At 42.9% G+C, this 20665-nt stretch carries 20 protein-coding genes and 2 tRNA genes; 3 read left to right on the top strand and 19 right to left on the bottom strand.

All coding sequences use genetic code 11. The features are described from left to right. Positions 1–29 precede the first annotated feature (29 nt). Positions 30–269 carry a helix-turn-helix domain-containing protein gene (locus tag OGM16_09635; protein UYJ45102.1) on the top strand — a complete coding sequence of 80 codons (240 nt, stop codon included), beginning with the start codon at positions 30–32 and terminating at the stop codon, positions 267–269. A gap of 266 nt (positions 270–535) precedes the next feature. Here the strand turns inward: OGM16_09635 and OGM16_09630 are convergent. The 15 genes from OGM16_09630 to OGM16_09560 all read right to left on the bottom strand — a co-directional run bounded on the left by OGM16_09630 (position 536) and on the right by OGM16_09560 (position 12767). Then, positions 536–606 (bottom strand) — tRNA-Gly (locus OGM16_09630). Positions 607–634: 28 nt separating this feature from the next. After that, positions 635–709, bottom strand: a tRNA-Pro gene (locus OGM16_09625). A gap of 76 nt (positions 710–785) precedes the next feature. Continuing rightward, positions 786–1127, bottom strand: coding sequence for an arsenate reductase family protein (locus OGM16_09620; GenBank protein ID UYJ45101.1), 342 nt, complete (start codon positions 1125–1127; stop codon positions 786–788). Between the two features lie 96 nt (positions 1128–1223). Continuing rightward, positions 1224–1883: a hypothetical protein gene (locus OGM16_09615; GenBank protein ID UYJ45100.1), complete on the bottom strand. Its 660-nt coding sequence runs from the start codon at positions 1881–1883 to the stop codon at positions 1224–1226. Between the two features lie 518 nt (positions 1884–2401). Beyond that, entirely contained in the window at positions 2402–2899 is a 498-nt protein-coding gene (locus OGM16_09610) for a metallophosphoesterase (GenBank protein UYJ45099.1), read from the bottom strand. Further along, positions 2896–3513, bottom strand: a complete 618-nt coding sequence (rdgB, locus tag OGM16_09605; GenBank protein ID UYJ45098.1) for an RdgB/HAM1 family non-canonical purine NTP pyrophosphatase — start codon at positions 3511–3513, stop codon at positions 2896–2898. Before rdgB ends, OGM16_09610 begins: the two co-directional genes overlap by 4 nt. 38 nt (positions 3514–3551) lie before the next feature. Continuing rightward, positions 3552–5060, bottom strand: coding sequence for a lectin like domain-containing protein (locus OGM16_09600; protein UYJ48430.1), 1509 nt, complete (start codon positions 5058–5060; stop codon positions 3552–3554). A gap of 37 nt (positions 5061–5097) precedes the next feature. Beyond that, the gene (locus tag OGM16_09595; GenBank protein UYJ45097.1) at positions 5098–6267 is read right to left on the bottom strand and encodes a class I SAM-dependent RNA methyltransferase; all 1170 of its coding nucleotides are present in this window, start codon (positions 6265–6267) and stop codon (positions 5098–5100) included. A 66-nt stretch (positions 6268–6333) separates the two neighbouring features. Further along, positions 6334–6888, bottom strand: a complete 555-nt coding sequence (gene yfcE / locus OGM16_09590; protein UYJ45096.1) for a phosphodiesterase — start codon at positions 6886–6888, stop codon at positions 6334–6336. Between the two features lie 379 nt (positions 6889–7267). Further along, on the bottom strand, positions 7268–7579 hold the full coding sequence (locus tag OGM16_09585) for a rhodanese-like domain-containing protein (protein ID UYJ45095.1): 312 nt from the start codon (positions 7577–7579) through the stop codon (positions 7268–7270). A 211-nt stretch (positions 7580–7790) separates the two neighbouring features. After that, a complete protein-coding gene (locus OGM16_09580) occupies positions 7791–7973 on the bottom strand; it encodes a hypothetical protein (GenBank protein UYJ45094.1) in 183 nt (60 codons plus the stop codon). Between the two features lie 384 nt (positions 7974–8357). Beyond that, positions 8358–9080, bottom strand: a complete 723-nt coding sequence (locus tag OGM16_09575; protein ID UYJ45093.1) for an NlpC/P60 family protein — start codon at positions 9078–9080, stop codon at positions 8358–8360. A 290-nt stretch (positions 9081–9370) separates the two neighbouring features. Beyond that, positions 9371–10090, bottom strand: a complete 720-nt coding sequence (locus tag OGM16_09570; GenBank protein ID UYJ45092.1) for a C40 family peptidase — start codon at positions 10088–10090, stop codon at positions 9371–9373. A gap of 206 nt (positions 10091–10296) precedes the next feature. Then, positions 10297–10830, bottom strand: coding sequence for a hypothetical protein (locus OGM16_09565; protein ID UYJ45091.1), 534 nt, complete (start codon positions 10828–10830; stop codon positions 10297–10299). After that, positions 10830–12767: a fructose-1,6-bisphosphatase gene (locus OGM16_09560; protein ID UYJ45090.1), complete on the bottom strand. Its 1938-nt coding sequence runs from the start codon at positions 12765–12767 to the stop codon at positions 10830–10832. The genes OGM16_09565 and OGM16_09560 overlap by 1 nt, the downstream gene beginning before the upstream one ends. Positions 12768–12993: 226 nt before the next feature. Between OGM16_09560 and OGM16_09555 the strand changes: the two genes are divergently transcribed. Next, a complete protein-coding gene (locus OGM16_09555) occupies positions 12994–13797 on the top strand; it encodes an MBL fold metallo-hydrolase (protein ID UYJ45089.1) in 804 nt (267 codons plus the stop codon). 151 nt (positions 13798–13948) lie between these two features. Here OGM16_09555 and OGM16_09550 read toward each other — a convergent pair whose 3' ends face one another. Beyond that, positions 13949–15127 carry an iron-containing alcohol dehydrogenase gene (locus OGM16_09550; GenBank protein UYJ45088.1) on the bottom strand — a complete coding sequence of 393 codons (1179 nt, stop codon included), beginning with the start codon at positions 15125–15127 and terminating at the stop codon, positions 13949–13951. Between the two features lie 518 nt (positions 15128–15645). Here OGM16_09550 and OGM16_09545 point away from each other — a divergent pair. Beyond that, positions 15646–16716: a M23 family metallopeptidase gene (locus tag OGM16_09545; protein UYJ45087.1), complete on the top strand. Its 1071-nt coding sequence runs from the start codon at positions 15646–15648 to the stop codon at positions 16714–16716. A 126-nt stretch (positions 16717–16842) separates the two neighbouring features. Here the strand turns inward: OGM16_09545 and OGM16_09540 are convergent, their stop codons facing one another. The 3 genes from OGM16_09540 to serC are packed head-to-tail and all read right to left on the bottom strand — an operon-like array spanning position 16843 to position 20393. Next, the gene (locus tag OGM16_09540; protein UYJ45086.1) at positions 16843–18081 is read right to left on the bottom strand and encodes a DUF1015 family protein; all 1239 of its coding nucleotides are present in this window, start codon (positions 18079–18081) and stop codon (positions 16843–16845) included. A 25-nt stretch (positions 18082–18106) separates the two neighbouring features. Further along, positions 18107–19270 (bottom strand): phosphoglycerate dehydrogenase, encoded by a 1164-nt coding sequence (locus OGM16_09535; GenBank protein ID UYJ45085.1) that lies wholly within the window; start codon positions 19268–19270, stop codon positions 18107–18109. Positions 19271–19310: 40 nt separating this feature from the next. Beyond that, positions 19311–20393 (bottom strand): 3-phosphoserine/phosphohydroxythreonine transaminase, encoded by a 1083-nt coding sequence (serC, locus tag OGM16_09530; protein ID UYJ45084.1) that lies wholly within the window; start codon positions 20391–20393, stop codon positions 19311–19313. Positions 20394–20665: the final 272 nt, after the last annotated feature.

Raw genomic sequence — 20665 nt, 5'->3', positions numbered from 1 at the left:
CAAAAAGATATAAAAGGAGATTGAAAATAATGCCGCGTATCATTGAAGGAACATCCATGAACATCACTGGTGAAAAGATTAAATACTACCGAAAAATGCGAAAACTGAGCCAACAACAATTATCCGATAAGCTTGAAACACTGGCTGTATATATATGTAGGGGATCTATTTCCAGAATCGAGGACGGTTCACGAACAATTACAGATATTGAACTTTATGGATTATCAGAGATACTTCAAGTGCCGATTGAAAAGTTTTTTGAAAAATAAAGGAGAAGGGGCATCCTTCTCCCACATTCATAGATAGCGGCCTAAATATCAATGAAATTCGAAAAATGGCCGGACATGAGGACGAAAAAACAACATATAAAAACTATTGCTTTAATCGTCTGTCAGATAAACAAACGGAATCTTTGTTAGAAAACACACTATGCCGTTAAATTACACTCTTTAACATATCGAAAATGTAATCAAGTGTAATCATTCTTTTTCCCTATAAAAAACAAAAAATCCTTGAAATATCAAGGATTTAAAAAAGCAGGTGATGGGAATCGAACCCACGTATCTAGCTTGGAAGGCTAGTGTTCTACCATTGAACTACACCTGCATATCATATATCTATTCTTTTGTACAAGTCGGGGTGACAGGATTCGAACCTGCGACCTCCTGGTCCCAAACCAGGCGCTCTAGCCAAGCTGAGCCACACCCCGTCGCAACAAAGAGTATTATATATGACCATTATTGTTTTGTCAACACTTTTTCGCATTTTTTTGCATATACTATCCTCTAATTCCAGTTTTTCCATACATCCGGCAGATACCCCAGTGTTGATTGCTTACTGTTTCTGACCACCGGTGTCTTAATTACCTGTGGATTTTCAAGAACTTTTTCAAGTTTGTCTTCGTCAGCAATATATTTTATAAGGGCAAGTAAGTTCTTGTCTTTCCCATTCCAGTTGACCATGTTATCTAATCCGCCATTTGCCTGAGCTACAGAATTAAATTCTCCTTTGCTCATGCCCTTTTCTTTCATATCAATGAACTGATACTTTATGCCACGCTCTTTAAAAAAGCGCTCAGCCTTTCTTGTATCATTACATTTCTTTGTCCCAAATATCTGTATATTCATATCAACCTTCCTTTGCCATCAATATAAGTTTTTCGAGCATCATGTTTGCTTACCAGATGCTCTATCTTTCTAATTACATTACCCTATAAGTATCTATTAGTGATATAATATTGATATAATTTCTCTTACAGCATCTACCAAACCATAATAAAGCAGGCAATCTTTAACCCTCGCTTCCGGATGCGAATATTCAACAATAATCCTGCCTGTTGGCTCAACAACATACCATATACCATGTTTCGTCTGTTTCCAGACAGGATTTGAATACTCCGTAATGTTATTAAAATAATTTCCAGAAGTACCACCACAGATTATAATATCTGGTTGACACATATTTATCTGATTACATAGCATCTCCCCGTTATCTATAGCTGCCTCTGTTATCTGCTCAAGTGCAGAGGTATGACCACCAGGAGTCTTTTTTACATTCACAACTGCTATCTGTTGCAGATTTTCTATTCTTTGTTCTTCAGTTATAGTTTCTAGCTCTCTCCATGGTATATCTCGCTCTAAGTGATTTATTCCTATCACCCATCTGGTGACATTATCCCAGGTTTGCTTTCTTCCGCCTTCACGAAGAAATTCTCTTAAATCCCAGTCTTCCCCACCATTCACCTCTTTTAACAAAAATAGAATTTTTATCCCGCTTTTCCAGTAAAATTCATGATCAACTATCCCATCTCTTATAAAACCGGAAACCTTTGCTGCCCAATCGTCTAAGAAAATATTTTCTTTTTTCAAGTGTTCATTTATCATCTTTTATTTTCTCCTCGATCACCCCTGGATCATCTAACAGCCAAAGCCCGTCATTTGTAATGCTTCAGCTGACATTACACCAGGGAAACATCTACCCTAATTATAGCTTGAAGCATATCTTATGTACATTATTTTCCACTACAAAAAAGTCCACCCACATCTGGATTTCTCCTAATGCCAGCAGACTCTATTTTATCTTCATTATTTTATTCAACCTTCAAGCTCTTCGCCAGACTCGTCAGCAAAGCCGCCATCTCCGGATTTCCTAGTATAATCCACGATAATTACCGATCCATTACACGCAGGATAAATTTTCATGTGCAAGGAAGCTGAATGAGGCGATGCCGGTAGCATCGTCGATTGAAGCTGACGCGGCATATTGCAAAGTTCCGCAATGCAGAGTACTGCCGGCAAGATTTTCTTTCTCTACTTCCTTTTCGGTCTGATACACACTTTACATGCGCCATCATTCCCATAGCTGCACTTCTTCCCCTATGTACACTTTTTCACAAAAACTTTTACAGATAATGCTGCTCAAACCGGGCTTCCCCATTGTCATCGATCTTCATCAGCATATAAGAAGGTCTGTGTCCCTCCTGTCTCGGATAGGAAAGGCTGCCGGGATTTAAAGTGATCAGCTCCTTTTCCCCGGATTTATCGATATCAAAGTATGGTCTGTGAGTATGACCGAACATAACGATGTCAAAGCCCCGCTCTTTTGCTTCCTGCTTTAAATAAGCAGGACCGGTAGACACATTATAATAATGTCCGTGGGTGAGAAGCACCTTGTACTTACCGATCATGATTTCCTTTTCCCGTTCTAACTGAGAAAAGAAATCATTATTTCCCATAATCATTTCCAGATCACAGCCTTTATCCACCCATTTCATGATCTCGTATTCGCTTCCCTCTGCATCTCCCAGATGGATCAGCATATCAAAAGGCTTTGTTTTCCTGATCACCCACTTCAGATTTTCATCTTTTCTGTGTGTATCGCTAACGATCAATATCTTCATTTTTCTGCAACCTCTTCCTTTAAGGCCTGTTTCATTGCCTCTAATGCTTTTCCTCTGTGGCTGATGCGGTTCTTCTCTTCCATGGTAAGCTCTGCAGAAGTTTTTCCAAACTCTGGGAGATAAAGGATTGGATCATAACCAAAACCGCCGTCTCCTGCAGGCTCCTTTGCGATCAATCCTTCCATGGCAGCTTCTCTCTGGATCACCCTTCCATCTTCTAAGACAGCGGTAATGTTACAGACAAAACGGGCACTGCGTTCTTTTCCTTCGGCATTTGCCAGACGCTCAATGATATTTCGGTTTTTGATCTCATAAGAGGTATCTTCTCCCATATATCTGGCAGAGTAAACACCTGGCTCGCCTCCAATATAATCTACGGCCAGACCTGAATCGTCTGCCAGCACAATGCCTCCTGTCTGCTTCCACACTGCCATTGCTTTAATTTTTGCATTTTCCGCGAATGTTTTACCATCTTCTACAATATTCAGGACAACACCTGCTTCTTTCATAGACAGCACTGGCAATCCCAGGTCAGACAGAATAGCACGGATCTCTCGCATCTTTCCCGCATTTCCCGTTGCAAATATGATTCTTTTTTCTTTATTATTTTCCATGTTATCACCCTTTGTATCATGTGTTGGCTTTTCCCTGTTTATTTTGTGTCTGTATACACCTTCAGGCACAGGTTGCACTTCTGGGTCTCTTCTACATGCTCCCACAGAGAACCATTGTGGCTTAAATAACCTTCGCCGTCTGCCATTGTCACCTGGGCAATACCATCTCCGGCATCATATTCAATAGCTACAGGATGAACAGTATCCGGCGTTTTTATTTCCACTATTATAGCAAACTTTTCCCCCTGGTCCAATACTATTTTTTGATCAAAAGGAATCGTATAATAGCCTGAATACTCTAAAACTCCCTCTGCTAAAAGAGTCCTCCTGTTTAAAGCGGATTCTAGGCCATGGTCCTGACTGAACCTGTCTTTTCCTGCAGCATCTGAGCCGTCCTTGTCCGGAAGATAACGTGCCACATAGATCTTATATTCTGTATCCGGCCCTGTTGCATAAAAACCGGCTGCCGCCAGCTCTTCCCTTTCTTCTGTGCGATAAGCATTGGCAAACCAGGCTGTATCTTTCCCATACCCGATCTGACCCACCCAGCCGCAAAGATCACTCTGGTAGATCTTGTCATAATTGTCAGTAGGTTCAATTCCCGTGTATACAATATTATGGACTCCAATATTAGTATCATAATAAGATACATAAAAATATCCCTGATCTCCGAAATCTTCGCCCCAGCTGTTAGTACATATAAAGGCTCCGTCTCCTTCCAGATCCATATTAAAATTTTCTTTCGGGAAATCATCATCCCAGCCTACGATCACAGAATCATGGTTAGGCTTTTCCGTACCAATATAGCAATAGGAATTGGTGTCACGATTGTAATAAATAGACTCACTTTCATAATCCTGCATAGATGTATATAAGGAGCTTTGCACACCACCTTCTAAATAAACAGCCCTTTTAATAGCTTCATAATCTTTTGACGGCAGGATCTGTATCTCCTGTACATGTTCCCTTGCTTTTAAGCCATCTGGGGAAATTCCATCACCATAAGGATCCTCTGACTCCCACACCGGTCCTTCCCAGGAAAGAAGATAAGCCATGGACATGGTGTATTCTCCCCCTTCGTCCTGCCCCAGAAGAAAATGATTGTGCATGGACATATGATCCACAGAAAATGTTTCTTTCTGATCCGGCAGCAGCGTAGATTCCAGGGCAGTCAGAGAAGCAAACGCCCAGCAAGTGCCAAGAGATCCCTGATTGCCGATCTTAGGTGCACGTCCCTGTTCCCTGTAATCGTAAGAAGCCGGCAAAACTACATCCTCAGGCATTTTACGGTTCCAGATAACCGGCGGACCCGCTGTGCTTCCATCATCTTGTGCTGTGCTTTTCCCACTGTTTTGTGTATCTTTTCCTGCCTGAGTTTTTTTCTCCTGACCAGGATCTGTATCCTTACTTTCTTTCATCTGTTCCTGCTGCTGATTTTCTCCTGCCTGATCTTTTTCCGGTTTTGCCGGAATGCTTTTACAGCCCGCAAGACAGACTGAAAGAAGGATCGTACACATTATTCCAGGCAAAGCCGCTCCCATAAACATGGAAACGGCTTTCTTTAATTGGATTTTTATTCTTTTTTTAATCAACGTTTCGGTTCTCCTGACTGCGTTTTGGCGGTCTGGGACCCATGAACTGATAGAAATAGGTTTTTAACATGCCATTGTAGATCTTGCGGTTCTTGTCTGCCTTACGGCCAATGTATTTCTCCGCATCCTCATAAGATGTGATCAGATACATGGACCAGGCATCTAAAGCTGCAAAACGCTCACCGATCTCTGTATACAGAGCCGGAAGGTTCTTTTTCTCTTCAATACGCTCGCCGTAAGGCGGGTTGGAAATAATAAAACCATATTTCTTCGGATGGCTGAGAGCGTTTACCGGACGCTGCTGGAAATGGATCATATGGTCCACACCTGCAGACTGGGCATTGGCTCTGGCTGCTTTCACAATATCCCCGTCAATATCATAGCCCTGGATATCTACTTTTACTGTATCATCCAATAGATCATTTGCTTCGTCCATGGCATCATACCAGCATTTTCTTTTAATAATATTCTTCCAGTCTTCAGATAAGAAAGAGCGGTTCATACCTGGTGCCATATTGGCTGCCATCATGGCTGCCTCAACAGGGAACGTACCGCTTCCGCAGAATGGATCCACCAGAATACGGTCCTTATTCCACGGAGTAAGCATGATCAGTGCTGCAGCCAGTGTTTCTGTAATAGGAGCCTTGCTGGTAAGGGTGCGGTAACCTCTTTTATGAAGGGAATCACCACTGGTATCAATGCCAATGGTAACAATATCCTTATACAAAAATACACGCAAGGGGAATTTTGCCCCATCTTCCGGAAACCAGGATACATGATAATGCTCCTTCATCCGTTCTACCATGGCCTTTTTCATAATAGACTGGATATCAGAAGGGCTGAACAGCTTGCTCTTAATAGAAGACGCCTTTGCTACCCAGAATTTACCATCTTCCGGGATAAATTCTTCCCATGCAATAGCTTTTGTTCCCTGGAACAGTTCCTCAAAGGTCTCAGCCCGGAAGCTGCCTGCTTTTAACAGAATACGCTCTGCAGTGCGTAAAAATACATTTGCACGGCAGATTGCCTCATCATCACCGATAAATGTGACTCTTCCATCTTCCACCTGGGAGATCTCATATCCCAGATCCAGTATTTCTTTTTTTAATACAGCTTCCAGCCCAAAATGACAGGGTGCGATCAGTTCATAGGTCTGCTTCAATCCGTTTTCCTCACAGTTCTAAATTCATTCCATTTTTCAATTTCTTTTTCAGTTTCATATTACTTTTTACAGCTTAATTTCTTTTACCACTTCGCCATCCAGGGAATAAATGGCAAATATTCCATCTTCCAGGATCGCATATGTATTTGGATTTCCACCTTTAGGAATAGAAACAGAGCCTGGATTTAATACGGTAATCGTCCCACATTCTGTTTCTGCTTTTTCCGCTTTCAGCAAATGTGTATGTCCATGTACCAGAATATCTCCAGCCTGCATAGGAGGCAGATGATCCTGATTAAATACATGTCCGTGGGTTGCATAAAATGTCTTTCCATCTAATACCAGCAGTGCATAATCTGCCAGGATCGGAAACTGGAGCACCATCTGGTCTACTTCCGTATCACAGTTGCCGCGTACAGCGTAGATCTGGTCCTTTAATGGATTTAACATGGCAATGACTTCCTTTGGAGCATACTCCTTTGGAAGATCATTTCTGGGGCCATGATAAAGGATGTCCCCTAAAATGACCATTCTGGATGCTTTTGTTTCTTTATAAATGTCTAACAGTCTGCGGCAGTAATACGCAGAACCGTGGATATCAGATGCGAATAAAATCTTCATAAAATTGCTCCTTCTGTTCGTTAATGGTGCTGGTCCACTCATGCCCACGCGCTGTCGCGCTCTACTGCCTGCTGACGCAGGCGGGGCATTCGTTACATCGCAAACTCAGATTCCCCGCGCTTTGCGCTCTACTGTCTGCTTCGCAGACGGAATCTTCGTTAATGGTGCCGGTCCACTCATGCCCACGCGCTGTCGCGCTCCACTGCCTGCTGACGCAGGCGGGGCATTCGTTACATCGCAAACTCAGGTTCCCCGCGCTTTGCGCTCTACTGTCTGCTTCGCAGACGGAACCTTCGTTAATGGTGCAAGAAAAACAAATGCCGCCTTACAGCGGCGCTTGTTTTTCTCCTGCACCATTATATCTTACAGCCCGAAACTGCTATCTGTCAATGTATTTCCCTCTGTAATTCATCATTCCACCGGCAAGATCTGCCACCTCATATCCCATACGCCACAGATCACGACAGATGACCATGCTCTTAGCGCCTCTTTCACAATAGAATACGGTCATTTCCCCATAATTTATCTCATCCATATGATCCCAGAACTCATCATAGGGAATATTTTCACTTCCGCGGATCCGCTCTTTTTCATACTGCCACGGACTCCTGAGATCAATAATACGTTGTACCCGCCCCATTTCTCTCCACCGGTCAAATTCCCAATAAGGAAGCATTGGAAAACCAGTCATCTTTCCACCTTCTTTCCTTTATGTTCACTCGGAATCATTCATATATGCGGACATATGAACTATTTCAAAACGTTATAGACAAGTCTTCCTGTTATCAATATATGCCCGTCCTGTCTGATGGGTACAATCCGTGATCACAGCAAAAAGTGACCACTTCAGGTATTCCGTTTTTACCTGAAGCGGTCACTTCTTTCATGACAGTTTTACAGTTTTAATATTCCGTTTTATTTCTGCAGTTGTTCTTTGCATTATTTTTTGAAGTAGTGCGGGTAGTATTTTCTGTTTTATTTTCGCTCTTGTTTTTTGTCTTGTTTTCCTGATTCATGTTGCTGCAGCCATCCATCTGGTTGCTGTAACGGTCACTGTAATCATTGCTATAGTCATTCTTTGCCATTTCAATACCTCCAAAAAGATATTTTTCATATTCAACTTTAAGTTACAGCTTTATTATGGCTGAATCATCTTGTTTTATACGCAGCTTTCAGGGAATTTCCTTGCAATTTCCCTGTATTTATATTATAACTAATGTGAGGCAACATGGTTTCCCTTAAACCACAGCCTCATCCTTATTAATTATTTATACTCCCCTTGAGAAAAGCCAGGATAGCTCCCCTATCCCGGCTTTTCTCCCTTTTATAGATGATGTACTCTCGGAGTCTTTCACGCAAGATCAAGTACAAAAAGATTCCGAGAGTACATGGATGCAGATTTCCCAACCTGCAAAAACGGCCCTTCTGCAGTCAGCAGAAGAGCCTGTTCCTTTTCTTAATTATCCCTTTTATCCCAGCATACTCACGATCTTCACCGGATTTCTGTAATTCCAGTTGGAAACCTTAATACCAGTTGCTTCTGTAGAAGCATGAACGATTTTTCCGTCTCCTATGTACATTGCTACATGGTTAATGCCCTTTCCGCTTCCATAAAAAAGCAGATCACCTGGCTGCATATCTGAAGCGCTGACTGCTGTTCCCTGGGATGCCTGACTGCCAGAAGAACGGTTTAAGGAAATACCTAAACCATGCTGATAGACATATCTGGTAAAACCGGAGCAGTCTGTTCCGGTACGTGGATCACTGCCGCCATAACGGTACGGTCCACCTACAAACTGAAGCGCATAACTTACAAGCTGCTCTCTCTTATAGTTGCCAGAAGACTCAATGGCTTTTCTCTGGATCTCCTCAATCTCGCCTGCTTCCGCTTCTTCTACCTCTGCATTTTCAGAAATAGGAAGATAGCCTTCTGTATCATTTACGCGGATCTTCATCCATCCATTTCCCAGATCCTCTAAAACTTCATATGTATCTCCTGCTTTGGCAGTGGTCAGAACCTCTTCGCTATCTTTTGCCTTATTGATGTTAACACTGTCTGCGGTAATAGTGGCAATGTATGTGCCTTCTTCAAATCCAGGTCCAATAGCTGCCATGGACGTCATCGGAACTGTCATCATCAGCATTCCACATACAAGTCCTGTTCTAACCAGTTTACCAAAAATATTATGCATCTTCATCCCATCCTATTTGTTACGGTTTATGTTAAATAGCTGTGCCCAAATGTTACACAAATGTTACGTTAATTACATTTGTATTATACCACACATAAATCATCCGTCAATATATTTATTTTTTTTAATATTTGTTCATGTTTTCGACAGATTTCACAATTATTTCACATATTGTAACCGGCATACCACCTGTAAACATGGTTTTCAGAACCTGCCAGCAGCATTTTCCCAGCAGAAAAGCAGAAAAAAGCCCCGGTGTTATTTCTGTACCAGGGCTGTAAATAATACTATTAACTTAAAACACTGACTATCTTCACCGGCTTACGGTAATTATAAGGTGAAGTCTTAATACCTGTAGCTTCTGTAGAAGCATGAACTACCTGTCCATTCCCAATATACATTGCCACATGATTGATGCCTCCGCCATCACCGTAGAAGATCAGATCTCCCGGCTGCATCTCCTCCTCTGAGACAGGAGTCCCACAGTTTGCCTGTCCTCTGGAAGAATGAGGAAGGCTGACAGAAGCCGCGTGCTGTAAGATATAGCGGGTAAAACCAGAGCAGTCAACTCCCTTATTGGGGTCAACTCCACCGAAAACATAGCTTCCGCCTAAAAATTGAAGAGCAAATTCTACAGTCTGGCGGCGTTGTCTGACAGAAAGATCCACTGTCTCCTGATTTTTTTCAACTAAAGATGCCTTTCCGGAAGTTTTGATATAACCATCACCATTTCCTGTGCTGATCTTCACCCAGCCGTTTCCCAGATTAGAAAGAACCTCATAAGTCTGTCCACGTTTTACCTCGCCTACAGAACGGCTGTGTTCATTGGCAGAAAGATGCACCTCTACAGCAGGTGCTGCGATAGTCACCATATAAGAAGAACGTGTCTGTACCTCTGCACTTTTAGAAGCGGCCAGACTATCAGTTGGATTTACAAAAAGAATACCTGATAAAAGAAAAAGACCTGCGGCAACCTTTACCGCATGTCTCTGTAATAAAGCAAATTTCACGCTGAAAGTCTCCTAACTGTCGAAATAGTAGAAATAGAATTGTTACGGATTTATTACGAACCAACAACATGATTATATTATTTTTTCACAAAATTGTCAACAAAAAGAGGATGTTTTTTAACATCCCCTCATTTTATGACTTACTGTCCGCAGGTTACTTTCAATCCCAAATTTACCTGCCCATATACATTAAGACAACTGCCCCATTATCTTCCCGACCCCTTAAACATCCAGATGATCATTAAGATCAGAAGCACAGGCCAGATATAAGATAAGATCCAGCCAGCCAATCCTATGATTCCAAAGAACAGGCTCATGAGCAGGAAAATAACGAAAAACACGATCAGTCCTGCTGCAAGTCTCACATACCATTTGCTGAAATCCACATAATGTACATTTCTCCGGTAGTTGTCACCATAACTATCTTCTCTGTCCACAGTTCCATAAGGCCCGCTGTATTCCCGGTTTCCAGGACCGGCATCCTCTTCCTGTGCTTTACCAGATCCGTAAGTCTCATAACCGTCCGGCCGGTCCTCTGTATCAAGAGCCGCGTCTACAATGGTCCTTGCAATGATCTTGGGACCTCCCAGGCTTTCGATCACCTCTGCCTCATCAGCCCCTTTATTCACTTCATCTAAAATATAAGAATCATAATATCTGATATTTTCCTGGATCACAGAATACGGAACACGGCCTTCCAATTCTGTCTTTAATCCCTGTAAAAATTCTGCTCTGGTCATTATTCAGCCCTTTCCTTTATAGCTCCTTCCCGGTATGCTGCCACTAATTCCTTCAGATCTGAGATCTGTTCCTTTAATTCCTGTCCCTTATCCGTATCTGCCACCATAACCCTAGTCTTTAACTTCTCTACTACAGATACCTTTGGTGTACTGTCCTTTTTCGGATCAAATGGCATGTGCTCTGCCAATGCCAGATGATGAGAATTAGAGATCAATGTATATCCTGCAATTCCGGTAGTGCTCTGATATGATTTTGAAAGGCCTCCGTCGATCACAAACAGCTTTCCCCCTGCTTTGACCGGTTTTTCCCCATCTTTTAACTTAACCGGAACATGTCCGTTGATTATATGGGAACCCTCGGTCTTTAAACCAAATTCCTTTAAAATCTGGTCACAGACTTCCACTTTTTCACACAATTTGTAATAAGGATTCATCATCTCTTTATGGGTGGCCGCATCTTCTACAAAATAATGCTCAAAAGTCGTCATCTTGGCTTTTCCAAATACAGGTGACTTTGCACCGCACCACAGATACCACATCAGATCCAGTGCCTCTTCCTTGCCGTCTGAACCATCTGGAAGAAAATATGCATTATGCACCTGGCGGTTCAGGAAATCCATAAGGGATCTTCCCTGATAACCCTTTCCATTGATCATAATAACATCAAACGTGCCGTCCTTCTTCATAGGGATGCATCCATGGTACAGCAGATTAGAATTATAGCACTTGTAAATGCCGCCATGGGAATAAATAAATTTCACCTGGCGCTGTAAAACCTCACTGTGGCGGAAAGAAGCGCAGAGCGTACGCAACAGCTCCTTTTCGCCTCTGGTCAGTTCCAGTGGGTTTCTCGGATCAATGGTTGGAAAATTCATATCCAGCATAGGATATTCTTTTCCATCGATCATAACTGTACCTTTTTGGTAATCTACTGCCGTTAAAAGCATGCGGTTTTCCATCTCATACTCCGGATGGCGCTGGATAATAGCCTCTTCCACCTTAAACTGGATCACAGCAATAGCCTTGTGCATCTTAGCCGCCAGTCCCGGATCTACTGCATCATAAATGTTTTCATCCAGGATCTTTGGCATAAACTGAACACATGGATCATCCTGGTAAACCTTTGCTGCAAACATGGACAGCGGGCGCAGATTAATGCCATATCCGTCTTCCAGCACATCAAAGCTGTTGTAGCTGATAGCGATCCGGAGTACATTGCAGATACAGGCCAGATTGCCCGCTGCAGCTCCCATCCAGGAAATATCATGATTTCCCCACTGGATATCTACATCGTGAAAATTCATCAGTTCTTTCATAATAATATCCGCTCTTGGACCACGGTCAAAAATATCACCGATGATATGAAGATTATCAATGGTCAGATTCTGGATCAGGTAGCATAAAGCCGTAATAAACTTGTCCGCAATACAGCTATCAATAATAGAATGGATGATCTCATTGTAATACAGCTTTTTATTCTCATCTGTATAGTCTACATGGAGCAGCTCATCAATGATATACGCAAACTCCTTTGGCATTTTCTTTCTTACCTTGGAACGTGTATATTTAGAAGACACCTCACGGCAGATCTGGACCAGCCGGTAAATGGTTATCTTCTGCCAGTCTTCCGTATAACGCCCCATTTTCATCATCCGCGGCAGATGGCGTTCCGGATAGTAGATCAGATTCGCTAACTGAAGCTGTTCTTCTTCCGGGATCAGATGCCCGAAGGTCTCCTTGATCTTTTCCCGGATAATACCGGAAGAAGACCGCAACAGGTGGATAAATGCTTCATATTCCCCGTGAAGGTCACTGAAAAAATATTCCGTTCCTTTTGGCAGATTGCAGATCGCCATTAAATTGATGATCTCACTGGTGGCCTCTTTCACCGACGGATATTCCCGCGCTAAAAGCTGCAGATACGCCATGTCCCTCATATATACATTCCCCCAATTTTCGCCTGTTCTTCTATCATTTAACGCCCTTAGTATTTTTATGTGATCCGGGAGTCTTTTACTTTAAAGTGTTAAAATAACCTTGTGTGAAGAACCTTGCGTTTTATATAAGTTTATAGTACCATATTCTTATTGAAAATAAAAGTTTTTCCATAGGAACACAATCTTACAGTTTGTTAACTATTCAGAGAAGAAAGGACTTAAAAGTATGGAAGAATTATATGTATTCGGCACAGGAAATGCCCAGGCAACGCACTGCTACAATACCTGTTTTGCCATAAAAGACGGAAATGAATTTTTCATGGTAGATGCCGGAGGCGGCAATGGCATTTTAGGCATTCTTGAAAAGATGAATGTGGACATGTCCCACATCCACCATATTTTCGTCACTCATGAGCACACCGACCATATCCTTGGCATTGTCTGGATGGTCCGCATGATCGCCACTGCCATGAAAAAAGGAAAATATGAGGGAGAGCTTCGCATCTACTGTCATCCCGGGCTTGTGGATACGATTTCCACTTTATGCCGTTTAACCCTTCAGGGAAAATTTTACAAAATGATCGGTGAACAGATTTTCCTGATCCCGGTAGAAGACGGGGAAACTGTCTCTATTTTAGACTATGATGTGACTTTCTTTGATATTTTATCTACAAAGGCAAAGCAGTTCGGCTTCACCATGATGCTGAAAAACGGGAAGAAATTCACCTGCGCCGGAGACGAACCTTACAATCCTGATTGTAAGCCATATGTAGAAGGCAGCCAGTGGCTTTTACATGAAGCTTTCTGTCTCTACGGGGACCGGGAACGCTTCCAACCTTATGAAAAACACCACAGCACGGTAAAAGAAGCCTGTGAACTGGCTGAAAGCCTTTCTATCCCCAATCTGGTACTGTGGCATACTGAAGATAAGAATTTAAGCCACAGGAAAGAACTTTACACAGCAGAAGGAAAAGAATATTATCATGGAAATCTGCTGGTTCCTGATGATGGGGAGATCATTGAACTATAATTTTTCTGCAGAACCTGCTTTTGGCAGTCTTGTGCAAATATAGGATAATAAAACAGCCTCCAGTGCAGGAATGTTTTTCCTTCTGGAGACTGTTTTTATTTTTATCTGTGCATTACCTGCATCAGAAGGGTCAAAATATAACCCCAATATCTTAATATGCCATTTTATAGATTTCAATAATATCCGGCTTATCTAATACCTTGATACCCGCAAGTGTTCTTTTGCCGTAGTTAGTACATTTTTCTGCCAGTTCTTCAAATGATGCAGGATCTACATTCAGCTCTCTTAAAGAAACCGGCATGTCCAGGCTCTTGAAATAATCTTCTGTTGCCTGGATACCTGCTAAAGCAGTTTTTTCCGGATGCTCAAAATCCATCTCAATATTCCATACATTCACTGCATACTGGGCAAAACGGCTCACATCATCCTTATATACATATCTAGCCCAGGATGCCCATAAAGCAGAAAGCCCTGCGCCGTGGGCAATCTTCTCATCCATACCGGACAATTCATGCTCCATCTGATGTACTGCCATAAAAACATCTCTTCCAAGACCTGTCAGATCATTGTGTGAAATGGTTCCTGCCCACATAATAGATGCTCTTGCCTCATAGTCATTTGGATTTTCCAGTGCAGCTTTTCCAGCCGGGATCACAGTCTTTAAAACTCCCTCTGCAATGCGGTCAGATAATGGAGTGTTCTCCCCAATACTGAAATATCGCTCTAAGGTATGCATCATGATATCCACGGCTCCGCAGCCAGTCTGGAATGGGCTTACTGTATAGGTCAGCTCCGGATTGCAGATTGAAAATAATGGTCTGTGTCCAGGGCTGTTAAATCCTCGTTTTAATCCCAGCTCTGTATTTGTGATAACGCTGGAAGCGCTCATCTCACTGCCAGTTGCAGATAGTGTAAGGATAACGCCCACCGGAAGAGCAGCCTTTGGAGTTTCCTCTTTCATATAAAACTTCCACACATCTACATCCGGGTTTGCAATGCCGTCTGCAATGCATTTTGCTGAGTCGATCACACTTCCGCCGCCTACAGCAAGGATAAAATCAACGCCTTCCTTTTTTCCCAGCTCAATGCCTTCTTTTGCCATCGCCAGTGTGGGGTTTGCCTGAACGCCGCCTAAAGTCACATAATCAATATTTTCTGCCTTTAAAGCATCTAATACAGTATCAAGAAGCCCGCTCTTTTTCGCACTTGCACCGCCAAAATGAACGAAAACCTTCTTAAAGCCATATTCCTTTACCAGTTTTCCCACCTGCTTGTGGGTATCTTTTCCAAAAATCATCCGGGTTGGTGCATAAAATTCAAAATTCTGCATTTTTTTGTCCTCCTTGCGATCATTATGTACTCTCGGAATCTTTTTGTACTTGATTTTGCGAGAAGATTTTTTGTCAGTTGTACCCAAATTTCAGAGGCGTACGCGGTGCGTACGTTGATAAAATTGGGGTGCGACTGGCAGAAAATCGGCCGCAAAAGCAGGTGCAGGAAAGATTCCGAGAGTACATTCATTTTATACTGCCTGATCAGGGACCTTTTAGCATGATCGGTCCATTCCCTATTTTATCTTAAACTCAGGTTCCCCGTGCATTCGCGTTCTACTGCCTGCTTTCGCAGGCGGAACCTTCGTTAATGGCTTGTGAAAAACAAATGTCTGCTGCGCAGCCGCTTGTTTTTCCCTGCGCTCATTATAACATAATTCCTATTTTCTAACAAGGGAGCCACTGGCATATTGACCGTGAGCAGGACATATGATGATACCAGGGCCAAAAGGCCGGAAATATATAAAACAGGTACAGAAAGCTTCCGAGAGTACATTTTAACCAAAAGGGGGATATTATGTCTTTTTCTAAGAAATATTCATTTCATTCATTTGTCTTTATTGGTATGGAACTTTTTGTCCTGATGCTTTTATGCCTTTGTCTTTTTATGAAGAAAACAGACCGGCAGACTGATATTTTCCAGACATCCAGCAAATTTATTAAATGGGTAGATTTTAATGTGACCAGCGAGGCGTTAGATCAGGCTTTCCGGTACGATGTGGATACTTGCCAGGCGGAAATACATTTAAACTGGGTGGATCTGCTGGCGTATCTTGGAACACGCTATGGCGGGGATTTTTCCAGATATAAGAAAAGTGACATGGAAAAGGTGGCAGAGCAGCTGATCAATGGGGACTCGACTATGGAAGAGCTGACAAAAGATATGAAATATTATGACTATTACAAACAGGCTTATGGGGCGGTGTTAGACGGAATGGTAGGGACATTTCAGGCGGAAATACCGGCAGATGAAGTGCCGCAGGTGCCGCAATCATCCGAAACTGTGCCCGATACTGTCTGGGTCACAAAATACGGCCTGAAGGCCTTCTTCCCGCTGGCAAAAAACTTCCCCTACAATGATTTTGACGATTTCGGTGTTTCACGCAGCTACGGCTTCAGGCGCCGCCACTTAGGCCACGACATGATGGGACAGGTGGGAACTCCCATTATCGCCGTAGAATCCGGGTATGTAGAAGCCCTTGGCTGGAACCAGTACGGAGGCTGGCGGATCGGGATCCGAAGCTTTGATAAAAAGCGGTATTATTACTACGCTCACCTGCGGAAAAACTACCCCTTCCAGTCTGATTTAAAAGAAGGCAGTCTAGTCCAGGCCGGAGACGTTATCGGCTATATGGGGCGCACCGGCTACAGCTCCAAAGAAAACACCAACAACATAGAAGAACCCCACCTCCACTTCGGTCTGGAGCTGGTTTTTGACGAATCCCAGAAAGAAAGTGACCACGAGATCTGGATCAACTGCTACGAACTGATAAAATTTCTGCAAAAGAACCAGTGTGAGACCATAAAAGTAGACGGAACCAAAGAATGGAGACGGGTATACCAGACGAAAGATATTCCCCCTGCGTAACATCTGTATAACCCGCCATTTTTCCAGGATGTACATCAAATGCAGCCACCTGTCATAAGATTCCTTATTGTGCAGATCAGGCAAAAAGCCGCCTGGCAACTGCCGGACGGCTTTCATTCAGCTTATTTAACTTAATTTATGGATAAACAACCCACTTCTTAACTTCGGTTCAAACCAGGTAGACTTCGGCGGCATTAAAAGGCCTGCATCTGCTACTGCTAAAAGCTCTTTAATAGAAGTAGGATACATGGAAAAGGCAATCTCCATGTCTTCCCTTACACGGCGTTCCAGCTCTTTTAATCCCCGGATCCCGCCGATAAAATCAATACGCTTATCCGTTCTTGGATCACCGATGCCAAGTACCGGTCCTAACAGCTGGTCCTGTAAAATAGAAACATCCAGTCCCTTTACCGGATCAGTGCTCCTGTACTGGGGAAGTACCTTTAAAGCATACCAGGTGTTGTCCAGGTACATGCCGAAAGTTCCTTTTTCAGCCGGTGCATAAGGTTCTTTTCCAATTTCTTCCAGTTCGAACTTTCCCTTTACTGCCTCAAAGAACTGTTCCCTGCTCATTCCATTTAAATCCTTAACCACACGGTTGTATGGAAGGATCATTAATTCCTCATCCGGGAACAAAACAGACAGGAAGTAGTTAAATGGCTCTTCACCTGTATATCCAGGGTTTTCTGCCCTGCGTTTTAAGCCTACCTTTACAGCGGAAGCTGCTCTGTGATGTCCGTCTGCAATATAGGTAGCCGGAATTGCTGCAAATGCTGCCTCAATAGCCGCAGTCTGTGCCGGATCATCGATCTTCCATACCCGGTGACGGATGCCGTCATCGGATACAAAATCATAAAGAACCGGTTTGGCCTTTTCTTCTGCTACAATAGCCTTTAAGGTCTCATTCTGTCTGTAAGCCAGAAAGATCGGGCCAGTCTGGGCATTAACTGTATCCACATGGCGGATACGGTCTAATTCCTTATCCTCTCTGGTGTTTTCATGCTTCTTGACCACTCCGTTTACATAATCATCAATGGAACTGCAGGCAACGATCCCTGTCTGGCTGCGTCCATCCATGGTCAGCTCATACAGATAATAATGGTCTCCTGCATCTGTAACATACACACCTTCTGCGATCTGGGTATCTAAAAGCTCTCTCGCCTTTTCATACACACAATCTGCATAAGTATCCACATCATCAGAAAACTGAGTCTCCGCCCTGTCAATATTTAAGAAAGAAACAGGATTTCCTGCTACAGCCGCACACGCCTCTTTCCTGTTGTATACGTCATAAGGAAGGGATGCAACCTTAGCTGCATTCTCCTTTGCAGGTCTGATGCATATAAATGGTTTTACTGCTGCCATTTTTTTCTCCTTCTGATCCGCCCTTTTATTTCACTATGCGTACCCGTAAAACGCCATCAATGGCCTTTAATTTCTTCACAGTTGCCTCTTCTGGCTTGTGTTCCAGATCTAATAAGGTATACGCAAACTTATCACGGCTCTTATTAGTCATATCAGAAATGTTTACGCCCTGAGCTGCCAGTATTGCAGTGATCTGTCCGATCATATTTGGGATATTCATATGAAGAACGGCAATACGGCTTTCTGCCTGGCATACACCCATATCGCAGGCCGGATAATTAACAGAATTTTTAATATTACCATTTTCCAGATAATCTGTAATCTCCTTTACTGCCATTACCGCACAGTTGTCCTCAGACTCTCTTGTGGAAGCACCCAGATGTGGGGTGAGGATCACATTTTTCATATGTACTACCTTTGGATTTGGGAAATCGCTGACATAACGGGCAACTTTTCCAGCCTCCAGTGCTGCAGCCATATCGTCATCATTTACAAGAGTATCCCTTGCAAAGTTCAAGATCACCACGCCATCCTTCATCATATCCAGTTTATCTTTATTGATCATGCCTTTGGTGGACTCTAACAGCGGCACATGAACGGTAATATAGTCGCACTCCTGGAAAATAGTATCTACATTGGTGATGTGCTTTACATTTCTGGAAAGTCTCCATGCTGCATTAACAGAAATATATGGGTCATAACCGTAAACTTCCATTCCCAGATGGGTAGCTGCGTTTGCAACCTCAGCACCGATAGCGCCAAGTCCGATGACACCTAACTTTTTACCCTTTAATTCCCAGCCTGCAAATGCTTTTTTGCTCTTTTCTGTTGTTTTTGCAATGTTTTCGTCCTGGGCATTATCCTGGCACCATTTAATACCGCCTACAATGTCACGGGAAGCTAAAAACATACCGGCAAGAACCAGCTCTTTTACTCCGTTTGCATTGGCACCTGGTGTGTTAAATACAACCACGCCAGCCTTTGCACACTCATCTAAAGGAATGTTATTTACACCTGCACCTGCACGTCCTACTGCCAGAAGTCCCTCCGGCAGCTCCATTTCATGCATAGAAGCACTTCGTACTAAAAAGGCATCTGCCTCTGCTTTATTGTCAGTCATCTCATAATCAGCCGGGAACAGGTCTGTTCCGCAGGCTGCTATTGGATTTAAGCAATGGATCTTTTTCATAATACTATCTCCTCGTCCTCATAAATAGTGTTCATATAGATCACAGATGTTTCTTCTCAAAATCAGACATAAACTCAACCAGCTTCTCTACACCGGCCTTTGGCATTGCATTGTAGATACTTGCACGCATGCCGCCTACTGTTCTGTGTCCCTTTAAGTTTTCAAGTCCTGCTGCTTTGGATTCTTTTACAAATAAGGCATCCAGTTCTTCATTTCCTGTGATAAATGGTACGTTCATGATAGAACGGTCTTTCTTTACTACAGTGCCCTTGAACAGCTTGCTCTCATCTAAGAAATCATAAAGGATCTTTGCCTTCTCCTCGTTGATCTTCTTCATCTCTTCCAGGCCGCCTTTTGCCTTTAACCACTTAAATACCTTGCCGCACATGTAAATGCCGTATGTAGGAGGTGTATTGTAAAGGGATTTTGCATCTGCATGGATCTTGTAACGCAGCATGGTAGGTGTTCCCTCTAATACATCCTCTGTGATCAGATCCTCACGGATGATAACGATAACAGTACCTGCAGGTCCTACGTTCTTCTGTGCACCTGCAAAGATCAGGCCATATTTAGATACGTCAACAGGCTCAGATAAGAAACAGGAAGACTGGTCTGCTACTAACAGCTTTCCCTTTGTATTCGGGAGAGTCCAGAACTTTGTTCCGTAGATAGTATTATTTTCACAGATGTACACATAATCTGCATCCTCAGATACAGGCAGGTCAGAACAATCCGGAATATAGCTGAAAGTCTTATCAGCACTGGAAGCGATCGCATTTGCCTTTCCGTAAATAGATGCCTCTTTATGCGCTTTCTTTGCCCACTGTCCAGTAATGATATAATCTGCCACGCGGTTCTTCATCAGGTTCATAGGAACCATGGCAAACTGGGTAGAACCGCCGCCCTGAAGAAAAAGCACCTTATAATTCTCCGGAATGTGTAAGAGATCGCGCAGATCTGATTCAGCATCTTCAATAATGGTCTCATATGATTTAGATCGATGGCTCATCTCCATTACTGACATTCCTGTGCCTCTGTAATCCAGCATTTCTGCTGCTGCTTCTTTCAGGACTTCTTCCGGTAATACTGCCGGCCCTGCTGAAAAGTTGTAAACTCTGCTCATAATTCTCCTCCTCTTGGAATTAATTGTGTACCCTCATTTATTTATATGCAAGGGGCTTCCCTGCATGATGCAAACAGGAAATTTTTCCTGCATCACACAGAGAAGCCACCTGTGTATATACGCCCTTGTATAAGTAATTTTTGTATAAGTAATTCTGTCTTTACTGTTGCTTTACCAGTATAAACCAATAACACGGTAACGTTCCAAGGTGTTAGAAATTACTATACAACGTTTCATTTTATTTTTCAAGCAGATTTCATCTGAATCTTTTT

Source organism: Lachnospiraceae bacterium (assembly GCA_025758065.1).
Taxonomy (GTDB): domain Bacteria; phylum Bacillota; class Clostridia; order Lachnospirales; family Lachnospiraceae; genus Enterocloster.
The sequence above is the reverse complement of the archived record's forward strand: the minus strand, read 5'-3'. Positions and strand labels throughout refer to the sequence as shown.

Bases quoted from the DNA above. Each gene is read 5' to 3' on its own strand.
- OGM16_09635 (UYJ45102.1), top strand. From the start codon at position 30: ATGCCGCGTATCATTGAAGGAACATCCATGAACATCACTGGTGAAAAG.
- OGM16_09620 (UYJ45101.1), bottom strand. From the start codon at position 1,127: ATGAATATACAGATATTTGGGACAAAGAAATGTAATGATACAAGAAAG.
- OGM16_09615 (UYJ45100.1), bottom strand. From the start codon at position 1,883: ATGATAAATGAACACTTGAAAAAAGAAAATATTTTCTTAGACGATTGG.
- OGM16_09610 (UYJ45099.1), bottom strand. From the start codon at position 2,899: ATGAAGATATTGATCGTTAGCGATACACACAGAAAAGATGAAAATCTG.
- rdgB (UYJ45098.1), bottom strand. From the start codon at position 3,513: ATGGAAAATAATAAAGAAAAAAGAATCATATTTGCAACGGGAAATGCG.
- OGM16_09600 (UYJ48430.1), bottom strand. From the start codon at position 5,060: ATGTTTATGGGAGCGGCTTTGCCTGGAATAATGTGTACGATCCTTCTT.
- yfcE (UYJ45096.1), bottom strand. From the start codon at position 6,888: ATGAAGATTTTATTCGCATCTGATATCCACGGTTCTGCGTATTACTGC.
- OGM16_09585 (UYJ45095.1), bottom strand. From the start codon at position 7,579: ATGACTGGTTTTCCAATGCTTCCTTATTGGGAATTTGACCGGTGGAGA.
- OGM16_09580 (UYJ45094.1), bottom strand. From the start codon at position 7,973: ATGGCAAAGAATGACTATAGCAATGATTACAGTGACCGTTACAGCAAC.
- OGM16_09575 (UYJ45093.1), bottom strand. From the start codon at position 9,080: ATGCATAATATTTTTGGTAAACTGGTTAGAACAGGACTTGTATGTGGA.
- OGM16_09565 (UYJ45091.1), bottom strand. From the start codon at position 10,830: ATGACCAGAGCAGAATTTTTACAGGGATTAAAGACAGAATTGGAAGGC.
- OGM16_09560 (UYJ45090.1), bottom strand. From the start codon at position 12,767: ATGAGGGACATGGCGTATCTGCAGCTTTTAGCGCGGGAATATCCGTCG.
- OGM16_09555 (UYJ45089.1), top strand. From the start codon at position 12,994: ATGGAAGAATTATATGTATTCGGCACAGGAAATGCCCAGGCAACGCAC.
- OGM16_09550 (UYJ45088.1), bottom strand. From the start codon at position 15,127: ATGCAGAATTTTGAATTTTATGCACCAACCCGGATGATTTTTGGAAAA.
- OGM16_09545 (UYJ45087.1), top strand. From the start codon at position 15,646: ATGTCTTTTTCTAAGAAATATTCATTTCATTCATTTGTCTTTATTGGT.
- OGM16_09540 (UYJ45086.1), bottom strand. From the start codon at position 18,081: ATGGCAGCAGTAAAACCATTTATATGCATCAGACCTGCAAAGGAGAAT.
- OGM16_09535 (UYJ45085.1), bottom strand. From the start codon at position 19,270: ATGAAAAAGATCCATTGCTTAAATCCAATAGCAGCCTGCGGAACAGAC.
- serC (UYJ45084.1), bottom strand. From the start codon at position 20,393: ATGAGCAGAGTTTACAACTTTTCAGCAGGGCCGGCAGTATTACCGGAA.